The sequence below is a fragment of the Conexibacter sp. W3-3-2 genome, assembly GCF_009707605.1.
Classification (GTDB): Bacteria; Actinomycetota; Thermoleophilia; order Solirubrobacterales; family Solirubrobacteraceae; genus Paraconexibacter; species Paraconexibacter algicola.
In genome coordinates, this window is the sequence record NZ_WLYW01000001.1 from 1,924,659 (window position 1) to 1,945,328 (window position 20,670).

The window sequence follows — 20,670 nt, forward strand, 5'->3', positions numbered from 1 at the left end:
CCGCCGCACCGGCGGGAAGGCGTCGGACATGTCCCCACGCTCCCTGCTCTCGCTCGCGCTCGCGGTGCTCGCCGCCGCGCTCGCGGCCACCGCCGTCGGCGCCTCGGCCGACGGCCGCCCCGACCGCTCCCCGAAGCCCTCGACGTACACGATCCCCGGCGACCGGGTCTTCCCCGAGGGGATCGCCGCCGCCGGCCGCACGTTCTTCGTCGGCTCGACCACCGACGGCACGCTCTTCCGCGGTGACACCCGCCGCGACGCGCTCGTGCCGTTCTCCCCGGCGGGCAGGACGGCCGGACCACCGCGATCGGCATGAAGGTCCTCGGCCGCTCGCTCGTCGTCGCCGGCGGCGCGACCGGCAAGGTCTTCGTCCTCGACGCACGGACCGGGCGGACCACCGCGACGCTCGACACGGAGCCCGGCCAGACCCCGGCGTTCCTCAACGACGTCGCCGTCGCCGGCCGCCGCACCGCGTACGTGACCGACTCGCAGCGGCCGATCCTCTGGAAGGTCGACCTCGGCTCGCGCGGCCGCGCGGCGTCGATCACGCCGTTCCTGGACTTCACCGGGACCGCGTTCGCGTACCAGACCGGCTTCAACGCCAACGGCATCGTCGCCGCGAAGGGCGGCCGCGTCCTGCTCGTCGTGCAGTCGAACACCGGCAAGGTGTTCCGCGTCGACACGCGCACGAAGGAGGTCTCCCAGGTCGACCTCGGCGGCACCGCCCTGACCAACGGCGACGGCCTCGTGCTCGCCGGTCGCACGCTGCTCGTCATCCGCAACCAGCAGGAGCTCGTCGTCCCCGTGCGGCTGTCGAAGGACCTGCGCCGCGGCGCGGTCGGCACTGGCGTGACCAGCCCGGCCCTGAAGTACCCGACCACCGGCGCGCTCGTCGGCGGCCGGCTGCTGCTCGTGAACTCCCAGTTCGACAAGCGCAACAGCGGCGCCGCCCCGGAGCTGCCGTTCGACGTCGCCGCGCTGGACCTGCGCCGCGGCCGCTGAGCGCACCGCACCACCACCCCGCAACCCGCGACGACGACGGCCCCGCGCAGGCGGGGCCGTCGTGCGTCCGGGGTGTGGCGCGGGGTCAGCCGAACGGGGTGCGCCAGGAGAACCCGAGCTCGATGTCCGGCTCCTGCTCGGGGTCGGTCCACGGCACGCGCTCGTCCTTCTGCATGTAGTGGTTCTCGACCGGGGTGACCGGGGCCGGCCGGCTGCCGTCCAGCGCCGCGACGACGGCCTCGAGGAACTGCTGCGCGGCCTTGCGGTTGAACCGGCCGTCCAGGAGCGCCGCGCTCGTGCGCGGGTCGTTGCCGACGGCGTGGGTGACGACCGTCGGCTCCCCGTCGTGCACGACGACCATGTGGATCCGCGCGTTGGTCAGCTTCGGCTGCTCGTAGGCGATCAGCCTGCGTCCCTCGCGGTGGACGGCGAGCAGCTCGAGGTTCTTCGTGTTCTGGACGACGCCGAGCGCGGCCTCGAAGGCCTCGTCGGCGGGCCCGTCCACGGGCAGGTCGGTGGCGCAGGGCGAGCGCATGGGCGTCTCCGGGTCGGTGGCGATGCCGGCCTACCCGCCGAGGCGAGCAGGTACGCGCGACGGGCCGGGAACGACGCAGCCCCCGAACCACGGGGGCCGGGGGCTGATGATGGACGAGGAGGGACTCGAACCCCCGACCTCACGCGTGTGAAGCGCGCGCTCTAGCCAGCTGAGCTACTCGTCCAGCGGACCGACAGGGTAGAGGATCGGGCCCCGGCGGCGTCCCGCGGCCCTGCCCGGGGAACGGCAATGGGTAGGACTGCCCATCCTGCGCTGGCGCACCGGACGGCGGTGTGATTCATTCGGGTGGTCCAGCGCGAGGGGGTCGCGCTCCGGCGGTCCAGACCGGACGCTGCCCCTCCGCGACGCTCGTATCCCACGCACGAGGTTCCATGTCGCACTCCCCCTCCGGCCGCCCGGCCGCCGCCACCCCGCGGCCGGGCGTCGCCGACCTGCACGTCCAGCGGCGGCGCCGCGTCGACACCGTCGTCGCCGTGCTGCGCGGCCGCGACGGTCGCCGCATGACCGGACGCGAGATCGCCGCCTGCCTGCAGGTGCCCGAGTCCGAGGTCCGGGCGCTGCTCGGCCTCGCCCGCGCCGCGGGCGACGTGTCGGTGATGGGGGCGACCCCCGCCGGCGACCTGCTGTACGTCGCCACCGCGGTCGCGCCCCCGCTGCGCGCCGCCTCCTGAGCCGCGCGCCGTCGCCACCCCGGCGGCTCTACGCTGCGCAGCGTGGCGCGGCTGCAGCCCTCCCCCTCCCTCGCCCGGCGGCTGACGCGCTCGCACGCCCGGGCGCGCCGGCGCAGCCCCTACCTGCAGGGCGTCGCCGTCGCGACGCTGCTCCCGGTCGTCCTGCTCCTCGCGCGCGTGCGCGTGCGAGGGCGCGAGCACCTGCCGGACTCGGGCGGGTTCGTCCTCGCCCCGAACCACCCGTCCGTGCTCGACGGCGTCTTCGCCGCCCTGGCCGTGCTGCCGCGGCGGATCTCGTTCATGGGCATGGCCGAGCTGTGGCGGCGGCCCCTGCCCGCCTGGGTGATGAGCCGCATCGGCGCCTTTCCCGTCGTCCGCGGCACCTGGGACGCCGACGCGTTCACGACCGCCGCCACCGTGCTGCGCCGCGGTCGCGTGCTCGTCATGTTCCCCGAGGGCGGGGTCAGCCCGCCCGGCGGGTACAAGCCCGCCCGCGCCGGCATCGGGCACCTCGCGCACACCACCGGCGCGGTCGTCGTGCCCGTCCACCTCGACGGTCCCCGGCGGCTCTACCGGCCCTGGACCTGGCCGCGCGTCACCGTCACGGTCGGCCCGCCGATCACCGTCGAGGAGGACCCCGATCCGTCACGCGAGCGGAGCCTCGAGACCGCCCGGCGGATCCTCGCGGCGGTCGCCGCGCTCGATCCGGGCGTCGCCGAGCACCGTGCGGGGTAGCGTCCGGACATGGAGATCGTCATCGCCGGCGCACACGGCCAGATCGGCCGCCGCCTCACCCGTCAGCTCGCCGGTCGCGGGGACCGCGTCCACGGGATCATCCGCAACCCCGACCATGCGGCGGACGTCGAGGCCGACGGCGGCGTGCCCGTCGTGCTGGACCTCGAGCGCGCCGACCACGACGCGGTGACCACGGCGCTCGCCGGCGCCGACGCGGTCGTGTTCGCCGCCGGCGCCGGTCCGGGCAGCGGCGCCGAGCGCAAGCTGACCGTCGACCGCGACGCCGCGATCCTGCTGCTCGACGCGACCGTCCGGGCGGGGGTCGGGCGCTACCTGATCGTCAGCTCGGTGGGCACCGAGGACCCGCCGTCCGGGGACGACGTGTTCGCCGTCTACCTCCGTGCCAAGGCGGAGGCCGACGCGGCGGTCATGGCCAGCGAGCTCGACTGGCTGGTGGTGCGTCCCGGTCGGCTGACCGACGACGACGGCACCGGGCTCGTGCGCCTCGACGCCGAGCCGCACCGCGGCGAGGTCCCGCGCGAGGACGTGGCGACCGTGCTCGCCGCGCTGCTCGCGACGCCCGCGCTGCGGCGGCGCGTGCTGTACCTCAACGGCGGCGAGCAGCCGGTGGCCGCCGCGCTCGCGGCGCTGCACGGCTGAGCGGGACGACCGCTCGGCGGGCCCGGCCGTCAGCCGCGCGGGCCGACGAGCCGTGCCGCGCCGGTCTCCGGGCGCGCGCGGCGCCGGTCGGCCGTCCCGGCTTGCGCGTCCGGCCCCGCACCGCGCGCGCGACGGGGCAGGACCCGCGCGGCGAGCGCCGCCGCCACGCACAGCGCGACGCTCGCCCAGGCGGCGGTCTCGAACCCGGTCACGGTCGGCAGGCGCGCCCCCGACGGGGTGTGCGCGGCGAGGACCGCGGCGGTCGCGGCACTGCCGACCGAGAAGCCGACGTAGCGGACCACCTGGTAGAAGCCCATCGCGCTCCCGGTCTCCTCCTGCGGGACCGCGGCGACGATCATCCCCGGGATCGCGGCGAAGGTCAGGCCCATGCCGATCCCGACGATGCCCATCAGCACGAAGACCTCCCACAGGGCGCCGTGGCCGAGCGCGAAGACCACGCCGGTCAGGCCGCAGATCAGGCACCCCAGCGGCAGGATCCCGTCCTGCCCGATCCGCGCGCCGAGGGCCGGGAGCAGGCGGCTCGCGACGACGCTCATGACCGAGAACGGGACGAGGCAGAGCCCGGCGGCGAGGACCGTCGCGTCGAAGCCGTAACCGCCCGCGCTCGGCGCCTGCACGAACGCGGTGACGATCGACAGGTCGATGTAGAGGGCGGCACCGAGCACCAGCGCGCAGCCGTTGGCGGTCAGCACCGCCGGGTGGCGCAGCAGTCGCAGCTCCACGAGCGGGGCCGCGGTGCGCAGCTGCAGCGGCACCCACAGGGCCAGCAGCAGGGCTGCGGCGGCCGCGAGGGCGAGGACCGTCGCGGACGTCCAGCCCCAGCTCTCCCCCTGCCCGATCGCCAGCAGCAGCGCGACGAGCGCGCCCGCGAGGACGAGCGCCCCGCGGCCGTCCAGCGCCGGGGCGCGATCGCCGCGGCTGGACGGCACGACCGCGAGCACGAGCGCCAGCGCGACGCCCGCGAAGGCGGCCCCGAACCAGTAGGCGCCCGCGAGGCCGAACCGCTCCGCGACCAGTCCGCTGACCGGGTAGCCGACGCCGATCCCGGCGGCCGCGGACACCGACAGCAACGCGATCGCGGGCGTGATCCGCGCGGCCGGCAGACCGTGCCGGGCGACCGCCATCGCCAGCGGGATGAGGCCGAGCCCGAGGCCCTGGAGCGCCCGGCCGGCCACGAGCACCCCCAGCGACCCGGCGACCGCGGCGACGACGCAGCCGAGCGCGACGAGGCCCAGGCCGCCCGCCAGCGCCTCGCGGCGGTGCGGCCCGTCACCGAGGCGGCCGAGGACGGGTGCGCTCACCGCGCCCACCAGCAGCGCGGCGGTCAGGGACCACTGGGCGTCGCTCAGCGCCACCCCGAGGTCGTCGGCGACGAGCGGGATCAGCGGCGCGCCGAGCGACGAGATCACCGCGGTCACGATCGTGGTGAGCAGCAGCGTGGGCAGCAGCAGCGCCGTGCGGCGCTCCGCGCTCACGCGGGACCCCGGTCGTCGCGCAGCGCCGCGATCAGGTCGTCGAGCACGTCGATCGCCTGCGCCAGCGCGCGGACCTGCTCGTCGGAGCGGTCGGCGAGCTTCTCGCGCAGGACCGTCCGGTAGGAGGCGCGGACGGTGGCGAGCTCGCGCCGGCCGGCCGGGGTGAGCGTCACGCGGACGGCGCGGCCGTCCTGCGGGTCGCGGGCGCGCTCGAGCAGGCCGCGGCCGTCGAGCCGGCCGACGAGCTGGGTGACCGTCGGCTGCGCGAACGCGAGCACGCCGGCGAGCTCGGTGACGCGGCGCGGCCCGGCCTCCAGGGCGGCGAGCAGGGCGGCCTCGGCGCGGGTCAGCGAGCGGTCGCCCTCAGGCAGCAGCAGGCGCGTCAGAAGGCCCGCGCGGGGCACGAGCCCCTCGGCGACGTGCTCGACGTCGCGGGCCCGGCCGGAGGTCTGCTGGGCGGTCGGCGCGCTCACATCCGCAAACTATATAGATCTGTGATGCATCTCCTTCACATCGGCGATGCTCCATCCGCGGGGACGGCTGACTCGAGCGCCGCGTTGCGCGACGACCTGCCGGGTGGGCTCGCAGCGGCCGGCCCAGCGCTTGCGAGCCCGGAGGTCGCGCGGCGCCGCCGCTCGGACGTGCCAAAACGGCGCGTCCAGACTCTGGTGCATCGGTACCCTTCGTCACAGATTCGCGCTGGTCGACGCACTTGAAGCAGGCCGCCCGGTGTCTCGGCCGCCGGAGAACGGGCGCGAGTCAGGTCCAACCTCGAGGAGTCAGCATGCACGCCGTCGCCGTCCGCGCCATCGAGCGCACCCTGCCCTTTTCGCGCTCGCTCGCGGGGGTGGCTGCTTGTCTGCTCACCCTGGCGCTCTCGGCCTCGGCCTCGGCGGCCGTGACGCCGACGTTCACCGTCTCCAACGCGACGACCGCCGACGGCCCACGGGCGGTGGCGATCGGTGATCTGAACGACGACGGACGTCCCGACCTGGCGACGGTCAGCTCCACCAGCTTCGAAGGTACGGCGACGATCCTGACCAAGAACGCGGACGACGGCTACACCGCCAGCAGCGCGGGCTCCGCCGGCCCTGTCCCCAGTTCGGTGGCGATCGGCGATCTGAACGGTGACGGGCTTCCGGACCTGGCGGTCGCCAACCTGACCGGCGCGGTGACGGTGCTGACCAAGAACGCAAGCGCCGGCTACACCGCCAGCACGGCCGGCACCACGGGGAGCAATCCGAGGTCCCTGGCGATCGGCGACCTGAGCGGCGACGGGCGTCCGGACCTGGTCACCGCCAACACCGGCGACAACACGGTGACGATCCTGATCAAGAACGAAGGCACCGGCTACACGAAAAGCACGGTGACCACCGGCAACAACCCGAGCTCGGTGGCGATCGGCGATCTGAACGGCGACGGGCGTCCGGACCTGGCGACCGCCGACACCGGCGACAACACGGTGTCGATCCTGACGAAGAACGAAGGCATCGGCTACACGAGGAGCACTGCGGGTTCCACGGATGCGCTGCCGCAGTCGGTGGCCATCGGGGACCTGAACGGCGACGGGCGTCCGGACCTGGCGACCGCCAACATCGCTGACCAGATCGTCGGCGGGACCGTCACAGTGCTGACCAACAACGCGGACGCGGGCTACACCGCCGACACGGCGGGCAGAACCGGTCGCAACGCGGTGGCGGTGGTCATCGGCGATCTCAACGATGACGGGCGTCCGGACCTGGCGACCGCCAACAACACCAGCGGCTCCGACACGGTGTCGATCCTGACCAAGAACGCGGGCGCCGGCTACACGGTCAGCACGGCGGGAGTCACGGGCAGCTTCCGGTCCTCCCTGACGATCGGCGATCTGAATGCGGATGGGCGCCTTGATCTGGCGAGCACCGAGACCGGGGGCAACACGGTGACGGTGCTGACCAACACCACCGACTCCACGCCCCCGGTCACGACCGATGACGTGCCGCGGTTCTATCGCACGTCCCCGCCGCGGGTGACGCTCAGGGCGACCGACGACCCGCAGGGCTCGGGGGTCGACGAGATCCGCTACGGGATCGTCACCGACGCGGAGCCGGACCCGGCCCTGACGCTCGTCTACGACGCGCAGGCCAAGCCGGTCCTGCAGGACGGTGAGGCGATTCGGTACTTCGCGACCGATGTCGCGGGCAACGCGGAGACGCCGCGGACCTCGCGCGCCGCAGTCGTCCTGGCGAAGGCGACGAACGACTACGTCCCGCGCACCGCGGGCACCACCGGCCCGAACCCCGTGTCCGTCGCCGTGGGCGACCTGAACGGCGACGGCCGGCCCGACCTGGCGACCGCCAACTTCGACAGCAACACCGTGACCGTGCTGACCAAGAACGAGGACGGCGGTTACACGGCCAGCACGGCGGGCACCACGGGCGCAAGGCCGTTTTCGGTGGCCATCGGCGATCTGAACGACGACGGCCGGCCCGATCTGGCGACGGCTGACTTCGGAGCCGGCACCGTGACGGTGCTCACCAAGAACGCAGGCGACGGATACACGGCCAGCACGGCGGGGCTCACCGGCGGTGGACCGAACGCGGTGGCGATCGGCGACCTGAACGACGACGGCCGGCCCGACCTGGCGACCGCCGATCGCAACGGAAACTCGGTGACCGTGCTGACCAAGAACGAGGACGGCGGGTATACGGCCGGCAGGGCCGGCTCCACCGGCAGGCGCCCCCAGTCGATCGCGATAGGCGACCTGAACGATGATGGCCGCGTCGATCTCGCAACCGCGAACTTCGAGGACAACTCGGTGACGGTCCTGACGAAGAACCCGGGTGCCGGCTACACGTCCAGCTTCGCGTTGGCCCCACCTCCCGCGACGATTTGCAACGAGGAGACCGGCGAGGGCTGCGACGGCGGCTCTTCCCCGTCGCACCCGGCCTCGATCGCCATCGGCGATCTGAGCCTCGACGGGCGTCCCGACCTGGCGTTCGCCGATGAGGGCCGTTCGCAGGTGAACGTGCTGACCAAGAACGAGGACGGCGGCTACACGCTCACCACCGCGGGCAGCACCGGGAGCAGCCCGGGAGGCGTGGCGATCGCGGACCTCAGCGGCGATGGCAAGCTCGACCTCGCCACCTCGGACCGTGGCGACGGCACCGTGACGCTGCTCACCAATGCCGGCGACGGCTCCTACACCCGGAGCACCGCCGGTCCGACCGGCGCTGCCCCGGCCTCGGTGGCGATCGATGACATGGACGGCGATGATCGCCCGGACCTGGTCACCGCCAACGCGCAGGCGGGAACGGCAACCGTGTTGACCGCGCGGTACGCCCCGCCGACGCTGACGGTGTCACCGCAGTCGCTGTCGATCGGTGACCAGATCACCGACGACGGCCCGTCACCCACGGCGACCGCCACGATCACCAACCCCGACCCGGAGCCCGTCGATCTCGACGGTGTCACGCTCAGCGACGCCGCACCCGAGCAGTTCGAGGTGCTCGACGCTGCGGGCGACTCGACCGACTGCGATGCCTCGACCGTGCTGTCGCGCAACGAGTCCTGCGCGGTGCGCGTGCGGTTCGATCCCGGTGTCGAGGGCGACGACTCCGCGACCATCACGGTCGAGTCGAACGCCCCGGACGTCGTCGTCGACGTCACCGGCCGCGGCGTCCGCGATACCGACAACGATGGCACCGGCGACCCGACCGACACGGACGACGACAACGACGACGTGCCGGACGCCCAGGACGTCTTCCCCCTCAACCCCAACGAGACCGTCGACACCGACAACGACGGCACCGGCAACAACGCCGACACCGACGACGACAACGACGACGTGCCGGACGCCCAGGACGCCTTCCCCCTCAACCCCAACGAGACCGTCGACACCGACAACGACGGCACCGGCAACAACGCCGACACCGACGACGACAACGACGGCGTCCGCGACACCCAAGACGCCTTCCCCCTCAACCCCAACGAGACCGTCGACACCGACAACGACGGCACCGGCAACAACGCCGACACCGACGACGACAACGACGGCGTCCGCGACACCCAAGACGCCTTCCCCCTCAACCCCAACGAGACCGTCGACACCGACAACGACGGCACCGGCAACAACGCCGACACCGACGACGACAACGACGACGTGCCGGACGCCCAGGACGCCTTCCCCCTCAACCCCAACGAGACCGTCGACACCGACAACGACGGCACCGGCAACAACGCCGACACCGACGACGACAACGACGACGTGCCGGACGCCCAGGACGCCTTCCCGTTCGATCCGAGCAGCAGCGCGACGCCGACGGTCCCCCAGGTCGTCGATCCGCAGCTGGCGTGCAACGACAGCGGCATCGCGCTGTTCGACGCGCGACGCCGCGACGGCCGGGTCGCGTTCAGCGGCGTGACGCTCCCGAGGTTCGCGGGTGGCACCGTGTTCATCCAGACATCCGGGAAGACGGTCGCGACCGCGATCGTCTTCCCCGACGGTCGGTTCCGCGCGATCACGACCGGACCCGCCCCTGCCGCGGGCGCGAAGCCCCGCGCGAGCTACGTGGCGCTGATCGGGGACCGCCGCTCCTCCCCGCTCGCGCTCGATCGAAAGGTCGTCCTCGGCGCCACGAGGGTCACCGGTGGCACGGTCGCCCTGTCGGGGCGATACACCGGCACGGTCCGACCGTCTTCGGTCACCGTCCAGCTCGTGGGCAGCCCTGACCTGTGCGAGAAGGCCACGACGCTGAAGTCGGGAAGGCTGTCGAAGAGCGGTCGCTTCCGCATCAGCACCGCCGTTCGGCCGGGCGCGACCATCGGGGTCTACCGCGTCGTGCTGCGCGCCCGGGGCAAGATCATCTCGTCGAGCATCGCCAAGACGCTTGCCGTCGGCGTGCGGTGAGCGTCAGCCGTTCCCGGGTGGCGCGGTGATCGGGAGCGGTCGAAGCGGCTGACGCACGAGGAGAGGCCGGCGGCACGTCGAGCCGAGACGCGGCACCGCCCCGTCGCCGGGCCCGCTGGCGAAGCACGGGCGACGGTTGCGCCGCGATGCGGCGGGCAGCCGTCGCACCCGTGCCCTGGGACGCGCTCGCCCGCGCGGATCTCGCCGGGGCTGCTCGAGCCGGTCGCCTCGGCGGCCGGCGTCGCCGGACCGCCGCCCGGCCGCACCCGCCGAGGGCGAGCACGATGAGGATGGAGAACGCCGTGGTCGCGGCGCGGATGGTCTTGGTCGTCGTGTCGTCCCCTGGTGCGGGACGTCCGTGCTGGGTGGTCGGCGTGCCGGACCGGATACTTGAGCGGGTTGAGCGCCGGGGGGCAAACTGCACGAAGAGCCGTTCCGGGCCCTCCTGCGTCGTGCGGCTCGCGCGCCCGGAACGTCGGGCATCCGTCCATCGCCCACGACGGGCCGTACACTGTTGACTGACGGGTCAATCGGGAAGACGAGGCGGCGTCGGTTCTGCCACCATTCGCCCCCGATCGACGCCTGAACGCGTCCGTTCAACCGTTCGAACCCTTCCTGGATCGGATCCCCTCATGAGCCATTACAAGAGCAACGTCCGCGATCTCGAGTTCAACCTCTTCGAGACGCTCCACGTCGACGAGGTCCTCGGTCAGGGCGCCTACCCCGACCTCGACTCCGACACCGTCCGCACCATGCTCGACGAGTCCTCGCGGCTCGCCGAGGGCCCCGTCGCCGCCTCGTTCCACGAGACCGACCGCAAGCCGCCGACCTTCGACCCCGCCACGGGCACCGTCACCCTGCCCGACGACTTCATGGCCGCGGTCCGCGCCTGGCACGACGGCGGCTGGCCCGCCATCGGCATCACCGAGGACATCGGTGGCGTCGCCGCCCCGCCCGCCGTCACCTGGGCGATCAACGAGTTCATCCTCGGCGCCCAGCCCGCCGCGCTCATGTACCTCGCGGGCGCGTCGTTCTCCCACATCCTCTACACGCTCGGCACCGACGAGCAGAAGCGCTGGGCCCAGTGGGCGTTCGAGCGCAACTGGGGCGCCACCATGGTCCTCACCGAGCCCGACGCGGGCTCCGACGTCGGCGCCGGCCGCACCAAGGCGATCGAGCAGCCCGACGGCACCTGGCACATCGAGGGCGTCAAGCGCTTCATCACCTCCGGCGACTCCGGCGACCTGTTCGAGAACATCTTCCACCTCGTGCTCGCCCGCCCCGAGGGCGCCGGCGTCGGCACCAAGGGCCTGAGCCTGTTCTTCGTCCCGAAGTTCCACTTCGACACCGAGACCGGCGAGCTCGGCGAGCGCAACGGCGTCTTCGTCACCGGCCTCGAGCACAAGATGGGCCTCAAGGCCTCCGCCACCTGCGACGTCGCGTTCGGCGACAACGGCATCCCCGCCAAGGGCTGGCTCGTCGGCGGCGTGCACGGCGGCATCGCGCAGATGTTCCAGGTCATCGAGCACGCCCGGATGATGGTCGGCACCAAGGCCATCTCCACGCTCTCGACCGGCTACCTCAACGCGCTCGAGTACGCCAAGGAGCGCGTCCAGGGCGCCGACCTCACGCAGATGACCGACAAGGCCGCGCCGCGCGTCACGATCATGCACCACCCGGACGTGCGCCGGGCGCTGCTGAACCAGAAGGCGTACGCCGAGGGCCTGCGCGCCGTCTACCTCTACACCGCCGCCCACCAGGACGCCGCGATGGCGCAGGTCGTCTCGGGCGCCGACGAGCAGACCGCGCACCGCGTCAACGACCTGCTGCTGCCGATCGTCAAGGGCGTCGGCTCCGAGCGGGCCTACCAGGTGCTGACCGAGTCGCTGCAGACCTACGGCGGCTCCGGCTACCTGCAGGACTACCCGATCGAGCAGTACATCCGCGACGCGAAGATCGACTCGCTCTACGAGGGCACCACCGCGATCCAGGCGCAGGACTTCTTCTTCCGCAAGATCGCGCGCGACAAGGGCGTGGCGCTCACGCACCTGATGACGCAGATGCAGAAGACGGTCGACGCCGAGGTGCCCGCCTCGCTCGCCGGCGCGCACGAGCGCTTCAAGACCGCGCTCGGCGACGTGCAGGCGATGGTCGGCTCGCTGACCGGCTACCTCATGGGCTCCCAGGAGGACATGGAGGAGCTCTACAAGGTCGGCCTGGGCTCCGTCGACTTCCTCATGGCGGTCGGCGACCTGCTCATCGGCTGGCTGCTGCTGACGCACGGCATCACCGCGCAGAACGCGCTCGACAACGGCGCCAAGGAGAGCGACGTCGCCTTCTACGAGGGCAAGATCGCCACGGCGAACTTCTTCGCCCGCACCGCGCTGCCGCGCCTGGCCGGCGTCCGCGAGAGCATCGCGGCCGTCGACAACGACGTCATGAAGCTCGCCGAGGCCGCCTTCTAGCCGCCCGGTCCCGGGTCTCGTAGGGTGACCGCCATGGTCGCCCGCGAGACCCGGATCAACGCCGCCGTCGCGCTCGCCGTGGCGGCCGGCGTGACGTTCGCGCCCACCCCCTTCCTGCGCCTGTTCGGCATCGACGCCGCCGAGGTGACCGGGGCGGCGCGGTTCGGCTGGCGGCTCTTCGCCGTCCGCAACGTCTGGGTGGCCGTCCGCGCCCTCCAGGGCGACCCGTCCGCCACCGGCACCTTCCTGCCCGTCCAGCTGATGGACCAGATCGTGTTCTGGCAGGCCTACCGCGCCCGCTCGGTCCCGCGGCGCGCGCCGCTCATGGCCGCCGCGACCTCCGGGCTCATCATCGCGCTCGAGCTCCGGCGGACGGCCCGCACGGGCCGGTAGCGTCCGGCGCATGCTCCCGGCCGATCTCACCGCCCCCGCCCTGCGCGTCGCCGACCTGCTGCGCACGCGAGGGCAGACCGTCGCGGTCGGCGAGTCCTCCTCCGGCGGCCTGATCTGCGCCGCGCTCCTGTCGGTCCCCGGGGCCTCCGCCTACTACCGCGGCGGCACGGTCGTCTACGACCGCACGAGCATCGAGGCGTTCCTCGTCGGCGCCACCGACATGGACCCCGGCCGCCGCGGCGCCTGCGAGCACCTCGCCACGTTCCACGCGCGCTCGGCCGCCGCCAAGGTCGGCGCCGACTGGGGCGTCGGGGAGGCAGGCGCCGCCGGCCCCTCGGGCAACCCCTACGGCGACCCGGCCGGCCACACCTGGGTCGCGGTCGCCGGACCACAGGGCGCGCTGCGCACCCGGCACCTCCTCACCGGCGAGGAGGACCGCGAGCGCAACATGGTCGCGTTCGCCGTCGCCGCGCTGGACGAGCTCGCCGCGGCGCTCGCCGGCCCGGACGCCTAGGGCAGACGCCAGTCGACCGGCGCCGCGCCCTGCTGCTGCAGCAGCGCGTTCGTGCGGCTGAACGGCCGCGAGCCGAAGAAGCCGTTGCGCGCCGAGAGCGGGCTCGGGTGCGCGGACTCCAGGCACGGCACGTCGCCCAGCAGCGGACGGAGGCTGCGCGCGTTGCGGCCCCAGAGGATCGCGACGAGCGGGCCGCCCCGCTCGGCCAGGGCGCGGATCGCCTGCTCGGTGACCGGCTCCCAGCCCTTGCCCTGGTGGGCGTTGGCGCGGCCCGCCTCGACGGTCAGCGCACGGTTCAGCAGCAGGACCCCGCGGTCCGCCCACGCCGAAAGGTCACCGCTGCTCGGCGGCGGATGGCCGAGGTCGTCCTCGTACTCGCGAAAGATGTTGCGCAGGCTCGGCGGCAGCGGCCGCACGTCGGGCGCGACCGAGAAGCTCAGGCCGACCGCGTGGCCCGGGGTCGGGTACGGATCCTGGCCGACGACGAGCACGCGCACGTCGGCCAGCGGCCGCGCGAAGGCCCGCAGGACGTGCTCGCCACGGGGCAGCACCCGGCGCCCCGCGGCGATCTCCGCGCGCAGGAAGTCGCCCATCGCGGCGATCCGGTCCGCGACCGGATCGAGCGCCCGCGCCCAACCGGGATCGACGATCTCGTGCAGCGGCCGGCTCACCGCCGCGAACTATCGCAGGGGCGCCGCGCGCAGCCGTGCGCGCAGCCACCGCTCCACGTGTCCCAGTGCGAGGTCCGCCAGCGGCGTCCCCGACCCGAGCACGGAGTGCGGGGCGTGCGGCAGGCACAGCACCGACGCCTCGCCGCCCGCGGCGCGCACCGCGTCGGCGAGCAGCAGCGTGTCGTCCAGCAGCGGGTCGAGGTCGCCGACCGTCAGCAGCAGCGGCGGCAGACCGCGCAGGTCGGCGTGCAGCGGTGACGCCGCCCGCAGCGCCGCCCGGTCCGCGCCCGGGAACGCGACCTCGCGGAACGCCGTCAGCCAGGTCCCGGTGAGCAGCAGCGTGCGATCGTCGGCGCGGCGCGCGCTCGGCGTGCCCAGGAGGTCGTAGCGGCCGCAGTCCAGGTGCGCGCCGGCGACCCGGGTGAGCAGCGGGTCGCCGCCGTCGCGCAGCGCCAGCAGGGCCCGCAGCGCCAGATGGGCGCCCGCCGAGACGCCCGCGACCAGGAGCGGGAGCGCCGGGTCCCCCGTCGCGGCGGCGCGCAGCGCCGTGCCGACGTCGTCGACCGCCGCGGACACCGGCGCCTCGGGCGCCCGCCGGTAGGCCGGGGCGAGCACCCGCACGGCGCAGGGCCGCGCCAGACGGGCGTTCACCGGGTCGTCGTGCTCGGGCGAGCCCAGCAGGAAGCCGCCGCCGTGCACGCGCACGAGCGCCCCCGCGGCCTCGCCCGGCGGCGGCAGGACCCGCAGCCGCAGCCCGTCGCGGACGACGTCACGGGCCGCCGGGTGCCGCGGTCCCGCCGGCGGCGCGGCCCGCAGGGCCGCCAGCCCCGCCGGCTCGCGCGGATCGGGGTGCGGCATCCGGGCGAGCGCCGCGTTGGCCGCCTCCTGCGCGGCCCGTACCGCCTCCGGCACCTCGAGCGTCGTCGTCATCGCCGCGCCGATGATGCCCGGTCCGCCCGTTCGCCCTGCTTTTCGTGCACTCCTGCGCCGGGAGGTTTCGCGCGCGCGGAACCGGCCGTACGGTCCAGCGGTGCTGCAGAGCCCGGCCAGCCGCGCCCGCACGCGCGCCCGCGCGCGAGCCCTGCCCCGCCCGTCCCCGTCGACGAGGCGTCGCCCGTGAGCGTCGGCTGGCGCTGCCCGGCCTGCACGCGCATCGCGCCGGCCACGCTCGCGCTCTGCCCCGCCTGCGGGACGCCCGCCCCCGCGCTCGGCGCCCCCGCCGTGCCGACCGCCGCGTCGGCCAACGCCGCCGGCGGCTCGCCCGACGGGCTCGTCCACGTCGAGACCCACCCCGCCCGCCTGGCCCTGCGGCGCCGCGCGCGGGTCGCCCTGACCGTCAGCAACCACGGTGCCGAGCCGCGCACCGTCTGGCTGCTGCTCACCGACCCCGACGGACTCGTCGTCGGGCGCGCCGTCCCGGACGCGCTGCGGATCGCGCCCGGCGGCCGCGCCGACGCGACCGCGACCGTCCGCGCCCGTCGGCCGCGGCTCGGGGCCGCGCGGACCGCGACCGTGACCGTCGCCGCCGTCCCCGGACCGGACGACGGCCCGGCACCCGACCCCAGCCCGCTGCAGCTCGCCGACCCCGCCGCGGTCGGCCGCCTGCGGGTCGGCGACGGCGGCCGCCTGCTCGACGGCGGCCGGTCGCTGCACGTCGCCGCGCAGCTCCCGGTGCGCGTCCGGCCGCTCGTCCCCCGGCTGCTCGCGGCCGTCGCGCTCGTCGGCGTCGCCGCCCCCGTCGGGCTGTCGCTGGCCCGCAGTGACGACCGGGCGACTGTCCCGTCGCTCGTCGGCCTGCTCGACGCCGCCGGCGCCGAACGCGCCCTGGAGCGGGCGGGACTCGCGCTCGACCCCGCGGTCGAGCGCCGCCCCGACGCCAGCGTGCCGCCCGGCGTCGTCCTCGCCCAGGACCCCGCCGACGGCACCGCCCTGGACCGCGGCGGGCGCGTGCGCGTGACCGTCGCCGTCGGGGAGCGGCTGCTCCGCGTGCCGTCGGTCATCGGCCTGCGGTCCAAGGCCGCCGAGGAGCGCCTGCGCGACGCCGGCCTGACCCTCGGGCCCGCACGCCCGCGCCCGCAGGACGGCGGCGAGATCGTCGCGAGCCAGCTGCCGTCCGCCCGCCAGCGGGCCGCGGTCGGCACCCCGGTCGCCGTGTTCCTGCGGCCCGCCCTGCGCGGCGGGACGGCGCGCGCCACCGCCAGCGCGACGCCCACCAGCGAGGAGGGCATCGTGCCGTCCCCGCGCGACCAGACCCCCACGAGCTACGCCGCCGAGGCCGCGCAGCGTGGCCTCGTGCCCAAGGTCATCCGCGTGGTGCGCACCGGCCGCCCCGGGCGGCTCGTCGGCGTCGAGCCCGCCGCCGGGACCGCCCGCCCCGCCGGCGCCACCGTCCGCCTGCTCGTCACCGCGGGCGTCCCGCGGCTGGCGTTCGACACCGGCAGCGCGGTCCGGGTGCTCGACACCGTCGCCGGCCGGACCACCGCCGAGGCCGCCCCCAGCGCCGGGGACGCCGTCGAACCCGCCTGGACGCCGGGCGGCCGGCGCCTCGTCTACCGGATCGGCCGCCGCCTGCTCCTGACCGCGGCGGGGCTCTCCGACCGCGGCCGCGTCCTCTACGACGGACCGCTCGACCTCGTCACCCCGGCGTTCGCGCCGACCCCCGCCGGCGACGTCCTCGCCGTCATCTCGCGCCGCGCCGGGGACGGCGACCTCTGCTTCGCGCGCGTCGGCAGCGGACGGATCGAGCCCGCGTGCCTGCGCGACGACACCTGGGACCTCGGCCGCCAGATCAGCTGGCGGCGCGACGGCAAGGAGCTGCTCGTCTTCGGCGTGCGCCGCGGGGAGCGGTCGCGCTTCGGGCTCCTGCGGTTCCGCACCAGCCGCGCGTTCTCCGTCGACCCGGCCGCGTGGACCGGCCGCATCGCCACCGACGTCTCCAGTGCCCGGCGCGGCGTCATCGCCGGCGCGTACTCGCCGTCCGGCAAGCGCGTCGCGCTCGTCACGAACGTCGGGCTGCCCCGCTTCCAGCTCGTCGTCACCCCCGCCCGCCGCCTGCGTGACGTGACGACCGAGGCGCTGCCCGTCCGCGCCTGCGAGGTCGCCTGGCGCCCCGACGGGCGCGAGGTCGCCGTGGTGCAGAGCGACAGCGCCTGCCAGGAGCCGCTGGGCACCGTCGCGCGCGTCGACGTCGCCCGCCCCCGCCGCGTCGTCGTCGCCGCCACCGGTGGCCGGCATCCCGCCTACCAGCCGCTGCAGTACCGGGGACCGCGGGGCGGGTCGTGAGCGCCGTCGTGCGTCCCGCGCTGCACCCGCGCGCCGAGCGCGCCGAGCTGCCCGAGGCCGAGGGGGCCGCGCCGCCACGTCGTGCGGCTCCCGGGCGGCCCCGAGGGACCGCTGCGGCTGGACGCCGCGGACGCCGGCCTGCTCGAGCTGCTCGACGGGCGCCGGGGCAGCGCCGAGCTCGTCGCCGCCGCGACCGTGCGCTGCGGCCCCGACGGGCCGCCGCGCCTGGCCCGGCTCGTCGCGGAGCTCGCCGAACGCGGCCTGCTGCAGGGCGTCACGCCCGCCGGGCCCGGGGAGCGGCCCACCGGGCGGCTCGCGCGCCTCGCCCGGCCACGGTCGCGCGCGATCCCGCACGCCCCCGAGCTGATCGTCTGGCTGTACCGGCACGGCGGCCGGCTGCTCGTCAGCCGGCCCGTCGCGGCGCTCGCCGCCGTCGCCGCGGTCGCGGGCCTCGTCGCCGCGGTGCTGCTGCTCGTCCGCGGTCGCGCAGCCCCACTGGTCGTCGACGACCGGCTCGTCCTCGGGGCCGCCGCGTTCGTCGGCTTCCGCGCCGTGCTCGTGGTCGCGCACGAGCTCGCGCACGGGCTCGCGCTCGCCCGCTGCGGCCGCGCGGTCGACGCCGCCGGCGTCCGGCTGCTGCTCTGCTTCCCCTACGCGTACGTCGACACCTCCCCCGTGTGGCTCGAGCCGCGCCGGCGCCGCACCGCGGTCACGCTCGCCGGGCCGCTCTGCGACCTCGCCCTCGGTGGGATCGCCGCGACCGTCGCGCTGCTGGCCACCGACCCGCTCGTCGCGCAGCTCGCCTTCCAGGCGTGCGTCGCCGCCTACGTCGGGGCGCTGCTGAACCTCAACCCGCTGCTGGACCGCGACGGCTACCACCTGCTCGTCGACCATCTCGGGGAGCCGCACCTGCGCCGCCGCGCGATCACCCGCATGCAGGCGCGGCTCGCGGGCACGCCGGTGACGCCGGACAGCGGACCGCTGACCGCGTTCGCCGTCGCGACCGTCGCCTGGGGCGTCGCCGGCGCCACGCTGCTCGTCGGCACGGTCGCGCTCTCCTCCGGCGCCCTCGGCCGCGCGGTGCCGGAGGACCTGCGCTGGTGGGTCCTCGGGCCCGCCTGGCTGCTCGCCGTCGCCCCCACCGCCTACCTGCTCGGCCGCCCGCTCCGCCACCGAGGACTCGCCCGTGCCTGACCCGCTCCTGCCCAGCGCCGACCTGCAGGCGGTGCTCGTCGTCGAGCGGCTCCTGCGCGACCCCGGGTTCCGGCGCCGCTTCCGCGCCGAGCCGGTCGGCGCCTGCGCGCTGGAGGGACTCGGGGAGATGGCCCTGCGCCTGCACCACAGCTCCACCGGGCATCAGGCGCTCGAGCCGCGGGAGCTGCGCTCGAGCGTCGCCGGGGTCGTCATGGCCGCCGCGGTCGAGGCGGCCGCGATCGAGCACGCCGTCACCACGTACGGCGACGCGTCGGTGCAGGCCGTCCGCGACGCGGCGGGCGCCGTCGACCTCGAGACCGTCGACCGCGTGCTGCGCGGCGCGCCGGAGCCGCTGCCCCCGACCGGGACCGTCGTCACCGCCCCGCTCCCGGGCGAGGAGCTGCCGCCGACCACGCCCGCCGCGACGTCCCCGGACCCGCTGTGGACCCCGGGCGGTGACGGCACCGGCGTCGCGGCGTCCGCCGCCGTCGAGGACCCTGCGGCCGCGGCCGCCGCGATCCCCGCGGACCCGTTCGCCGAGATCCCGCAGACCGACTACCCCGGTGACGGCGCGGGCCGCGCCGAGCTCGCCCGCTGGATGGGCGCCGCCGCCCAGGAGGCCGGGCTGCCCGCAGAGCTGCCCGTGATGGCCGCGCTCGTGGAGTCCGGGCTGCGCAACCTCAGCTACGGGGACGCCGACAGCGTCGGCTTCTTCCAGATGCGCCTGTCGATCTGGAACCACGGCGCCTACCGCGGCTACCTCGAGGACCCGCAGCTCCAGCTCGCCTGGTTCATCGACCACGCGAGCGCCGTGCGCGACCGGCTGATCGCCGCGGGCGCCGGCGACCCCGTCGAGGACCCGGGCGCCTGGGGCCGGTGGATCGCCGACGTCGAGCGCCCGGCCGAGATGTACCGCGGCCGCTACCAGCTGCGCCTCGAGGAGGCCCGCGAGCTGCTCGACAGCGCGCCGGCGCTCTCGACACCGGACGAGCTGACCGTGCCCGCCGTCGAGAACCCCGGCGCGCTCGAGCCCGGCGCCCTGCCCGGGGCGACCGACTCGGCCCGCGAGCTCGCCGCGGAGGTGCTCGACGACGACCGGATCACACTCGACGGCGACGGCATCGCCGACTTCCGCGCCGAGCGGATCGACCCGCGCGTCAGCGCGGTCCTGCTGTCGCTGGCCGAGCGTCACCCGATCACCGTGTCGGTGCTCGAGACGGGCCACTCGCGCCTCACCGCGGGCGGCTCGGTCAGCAACCACTACGTCGGTCGGGCGGTCGACATCTCCGTGGTCGACGGCGCGCCGGTGACCGCGGCCAACGCGGCGGCCCGCGAGCTGTCGGAGGCGCTCGCGTCGCTCCCCGAGGCGATCCGCCCGAGCGAGATCGGCACGCCGTGGCCGCTGGAGGGCCCGGAGTACTTCACCGACGCCGGCCACCAGGACCACCTGCACATCGGCTTCGACGCCCCGCTCGCCGGGATCGAGCTGCCCGACGTCGTCCCGGGGAGCGACGGCGCCGACGCGGCCGGGGAGCCCGTCGAGCCCGCGGAGGTCGTCCCCGCCGCCGCGCCGGTCGACCCCGACCCGCGGTTCAGCGCCGCCCGCGCGACGGCGTCGTCCGGCGACGCCGACCCGACCGCCGACGGGGCGGGCTTCACCGGCGAGCCGACGTTCCGGGCCGCCGTCCCGGCCGACGAGCCCGCCCGCGGCGGCACCCGCGGCGCGACCGCGAGCGACCGGTCGGCCGGCGACGGGGCGGCCGCGCGCCCGGCGACCGAGCGGCCGTCCACCCGGCCGGCGGACCCCGAGCCGCGCTTCCGGGCCGCGGCGGGCGACGACGCCCCGCCCGCGGGACCGCGGGGCCGCGGCGGCGACGAGCCGGCGTTCGACGCGGGCTCCTGAGCGCGGTCGGCGGTCCGGCCCCGGCCACCCTCGGCGTACTGGGTGATCCGGCGCCCAGATATGGCATCGAGATCACCCAGAACGGCCCGGGCCGGCCGCGCGCCGGCCGTACTGGGTGATCTCGGGCCCTGATGTGGCACGCGGGTCACCCAGAACGAGCGCTCGGACGGGGCGGCCGGCCGGCGGCGAGCGGCCCGTCGGCGGGGCGCTGCCCCTTCGGGCCGCCTTGCGGGTCGGACG

The 20,670-nt window shown here is 75.5% G+C and carries 17 protein-coding genes and 1 tRNA gene; 12 read left to right on the forward strand and 6 right to left on the reverse strand.

From position 1 onward, the window contains the following. The first annotated feature begins 28 nt into the window (after nt 1-28). Nucleotides 29-316 (forward strand): hypothetical protein, encoded by a 288-nt coding sequence (locus tag GKE82_RS09485; RefSeq protein ID WP_154733111.1) that lies wholly within the window; start codon nt 29-31, stop codon nt 314-316. After that, entirely contained in the window at nt 313-1,002 is a 690-nt protein-coding gene (locus GKE82_RS09490) for a hypothetical protein (protein WP_154733112.1), read from the forward strand. The genes GKE82_RS09485 and GKE82_RS09490 overlap by 4 nt, the downstream gene beginning before the upstream one ends. An 85-nt stretch (nt 1,003-1,087) precedes the next feature. Here the strand turns inward: GKE82_RS09490 and GKE82_RS09495 are convergent, their stop codons facing one another. Both GKE82_RS09495 and GKE82_RS09500 read right to left on the reverse strand, forming a co-directional pair. Then, on the reverse strand, nt 1,088-1,537 hold the full coding sequence (locus GKE82_RS09495) for a hypothetical protein (RefSeq protein WP_154733113.1): 450 nt from the start codon (nt 1,535-1,537) through the stop codon (nt 1,088-1,090). A 110-nt stretch (nt 1,538-1,647) separates the two neighbouring features. Beyond that, nucleotides 1,648-1,721, reverse strand: a tRNA-Val gene (locus GKE82_RS09500). A gap of 208 nt (nt 1,722-1,929) precedes the next feature. Here GKE82_RS09500 and GKE82_RS09505 point away from each other — a divergent pair. From GKE82_RS09505 to GKE82_RS09515, 3 genes are read left to right on the forward strand one after another with little or no spacing between them, the layout of a single operon-like run. After that, nucleotides 1,930-2,229, forward strand: a complete 300-nt coding sequence (locus GKE82_RS09505) for a hypothetical protein (RefSeq protein ID WP_154733114.1) — start codon at nt 1,930-1,932, stop codon at nt 2,227-2,229. Between the two features lie 42 nt (nt 2,230-2,271). Continuing rightward, nucleotides 2,272-2,964 carry a 1-acyl-sn-glycerol-3-phosphate acyltransferase gene (locus GKE82_RS09510; protein WP_196189141.1) on the forward strand — a complete coding sequence of 231 codons (693 nt, stop codon included), beginning with the start codon at nt 2,272-2,274 and terminating at the stop codon, nt 2,962-2,964. Nucleotides 2,965-2,973: 9 nt separating this feature from the next. Beyond that, entirely contained in the window at nt 2,974-3,624 is a 651-nt protein-coding gene (locus tag GKE82_RS09515) for an SDR family oxidoreductase (RefSeq protein ID WP_154733116.1), read from the forward strand. A 29-nt stretch (nt 3,625-3,653) separates the two neighbouring features. Here the strand turns inward: GKE82_RS09515 and GKE82_RS09520 are convergent, their stop codons facing one another. Beyond that, nucleotides 3,654-5,120 (reverse strand): MFS transporter, encoded by a 1,467-nt coding sequence (locus GKE82_RS09520; RefSeq protein ID WP_309233520.1) that lies wholly within the window; start codon nt 5,118-5,120, stop codon nt 3,654-3,656. Then, on the reverse strand, nt 5,117-5,593 hold the full coding sequence (locus GKE82_RS09525) for a MarR family winged helix-turn-helix transcriptional regulator (RefSeq protein ID WP_154733117.1): 477 nt from the start codon (nt 5,591-5,593) through the stop codon (nt 5,117-5,119). Before GKE82_RS09525 ends, GKE82_RS09520 begins: the two co-directional genes overlap by 4 nt. A gap of 311 nt (nt 5,594-5,904) precedes the next feature. Here GKE82_RS09525 and GKE82_RS09530 point away from each other — a divergent pair, with 311 nt between their 5' ends. From GKE82_RS09530 to GKE82_RS09545, 4 genes are all read left to right on the forward strand, one after another. Beyond that, nucleotides 5,905-10,008, forward strand: a complete 4,104-nt coding sequence (locus GKE82_RS09530) for an FG-GAP-like repeat-containing protein (RefSeq protein WP_154733118.1) — start codon at nt 5,905-5,907, stop codon at nt 10,006-10,008. Between the two features lie 632 nt (nt 10,009-10,640). Then, entirely contained in the window at nt 10,641-12,473 is a 1,833-nt protein-coding gene (locus GKE82_RS09535) for an acyl-CoA dehydrogenase (RefSeq protein ID WP_107566714.1), read from the forward strand. A 33-nt stretch (nt 12,474-12,506) separates the two neighbouring features. After that, the gene (locus GKE82_RS09540) at nt 12,507-12,866 is read left to right on the forward strand and encodes a hypothetical protein (RefSeq protein WP_154733119.1); all 360 of its coding nucleotides are present in this window, start codon (nt 12,507-12,509) and stop codon (nt 12,864-12,866) included. A 10-nt stretch (nt 12,867-12,876) separates the two neighbouring features. After that, on the forward strand, nt 12,877-13,380 hold the full coding sequence (locus GKE82_RS09545; protein WP_154733120.1) for a CinA family protein: 504 nt from the start codon (nt 12,877-12,879) through the stop codon (nt 13,378-13,380). Here the strand turns inward: GKE82_RS09545 and GKE82_RS09550 are convergent. After that, nucleotides 13,377-14,051, reverse strand: a complete 675-nt coding sequence (locus GKE82_RS09550) for a uracil-DNA glycosylase (protein WP_309233521.1) — start codon at nt 14,049-14,051, stop codon at nt 13,377-13,379. The two genes, GKE82_RS09545 and GKE82_RS09550, sit on opposite strands and share 4 nt — an antisense overlap. 9 nt (nt 14,052-14,060) lie before the next feature. Further along, nucleotides 14,061-14,981 (reverse strand): alpha/beta hydrolase, encoded by a 921-nt coding sequence (locus tag GKE82_RS09555; protein WP_154733121.1) that lies wholly within the window; start codon nt 14,979-14,981, stop codon nt 14,061-14,063. Between the two features lie 186 nt (nt 14,982-15,167). Here GKE82_RS09555 and GKE82_RS09560 point away from each other — a divergent pair, with 186 nt between their 5' ends. The 3 genes from GKE82_RS09560 (at nt 15,168) to GKE82_RS09570 (ending at nt 20,430) form a co-directional block, all read left to right on the forward strand. Then, complete coding sequence (locus GKE82_RS09560) at nt 15,168-17,333, forward strand: PASTA domain-containing protein (protein ID WP_196189142.1); 2,166 nt, start codon at nt 15,168-15,170, stop codon at nt 17,331-17,333. Between the two features lie 81 nt (nt 17,334-17,414). Continuing rightward, nucleotides 17,415-18,527: a M50 family metallopeptidase gene (locus tag GKE82_RS09565; RefSeq protein WP_154733123.1), complete on the forward strand. Its 1,113-nt coding sequence runs from the start codon at nt 17,415-17,417 to the stop codon at nt 18,525-18,527. Beyond that, complete coding sequence (locus tag GKE82_RS09570) at nt 18,520-20,430, forward strand: hypothetical protein (protein ID WP_154733124.1); 1,911 nt, start codon at nt 18,520-18,522, stop codon at nt 20,428-20,430. The genes GKE82_RS09565 and GKE82_RS09570 overlap by 8 nt, the downstream gene beginning before the upstream one ends. Nucleotides 20,431-20,670: the final 240 nt, after the last annotated feature.

Bases quoted from the DNA above. Each gene is read 5' to 3' on its own strand.
- GKE82_RS09485 (WP_154733111.1), top strand. From the start codon at position 29: ATGTCCCCACGCTCCCTGCTCTCGCTCGCGCTCGCGGTGCTCGCCGCC.
- GKE82_RS09490 (WP_154733112.1), top strand. From the start codon at position 313: ATGAAGGTCCTCGGCCGCTCGCTCGTCGTCGCCGGCGGCGCGACCGGC.
- GKE82_RS09530 (WP_154733118.1), top strand. From the start codon at position 5,905: ATGCACGCCGTCGCCGTCCGCGCCATCGAGCGCACCCTGCCCTTTTCG.
- GKE82_RS09540 (WP_154733119.1), top strand. From the start codon at position 12,507: ATGGTCGCCCGCGAGACCCGGATCAACGCCGCCGTCGCGCTCGCCGTG.
- GKE82_RS09515 (WP_154733116.1), top strand. From the start codon at position 2,974: ATGGAGATCGTCATCGCCGGCGCACACGGCCAGATCGGCCGCCGCCTC.
- GKE82_RS09495 (WP_154733113.1), bottom strand. From the start codon at position 1,537: ATGCGCTCGCCCTGCGCCACCGACCTGCCCGTGGACGGGCCCGCCGAC.
- GKE82_RS09545 (WP_154733120.1), top strand. From the start codon at position 12,877: ATGCTCCCGGCCGATCTCACCGCCCCCGCCCTGCGCGTCGCCGACCTG.
- GKE82_RS09505 (WP_154733114.1), top strand. From the start codon at position 1,930: ATGTCGCACTCCCCCTCCGGCCGCCCGGCCGCCGCCACCCCGCGGCCG.
- GKE82_RS09535 (WP_107566714.1), top strand. From the start codon at position 10,641: ATGAGCCATTACAAGAGCAACGTCCGCGATCTCGAGTTCAACCTCTTC.
- GKE82_RS09555 (WP_154733121.1), bottom strand. From the start codon at position 14,981: ATGACGACGACGCTCGAGGTGCCGGAGGCGGTACGGGCCGCGCAGGAG.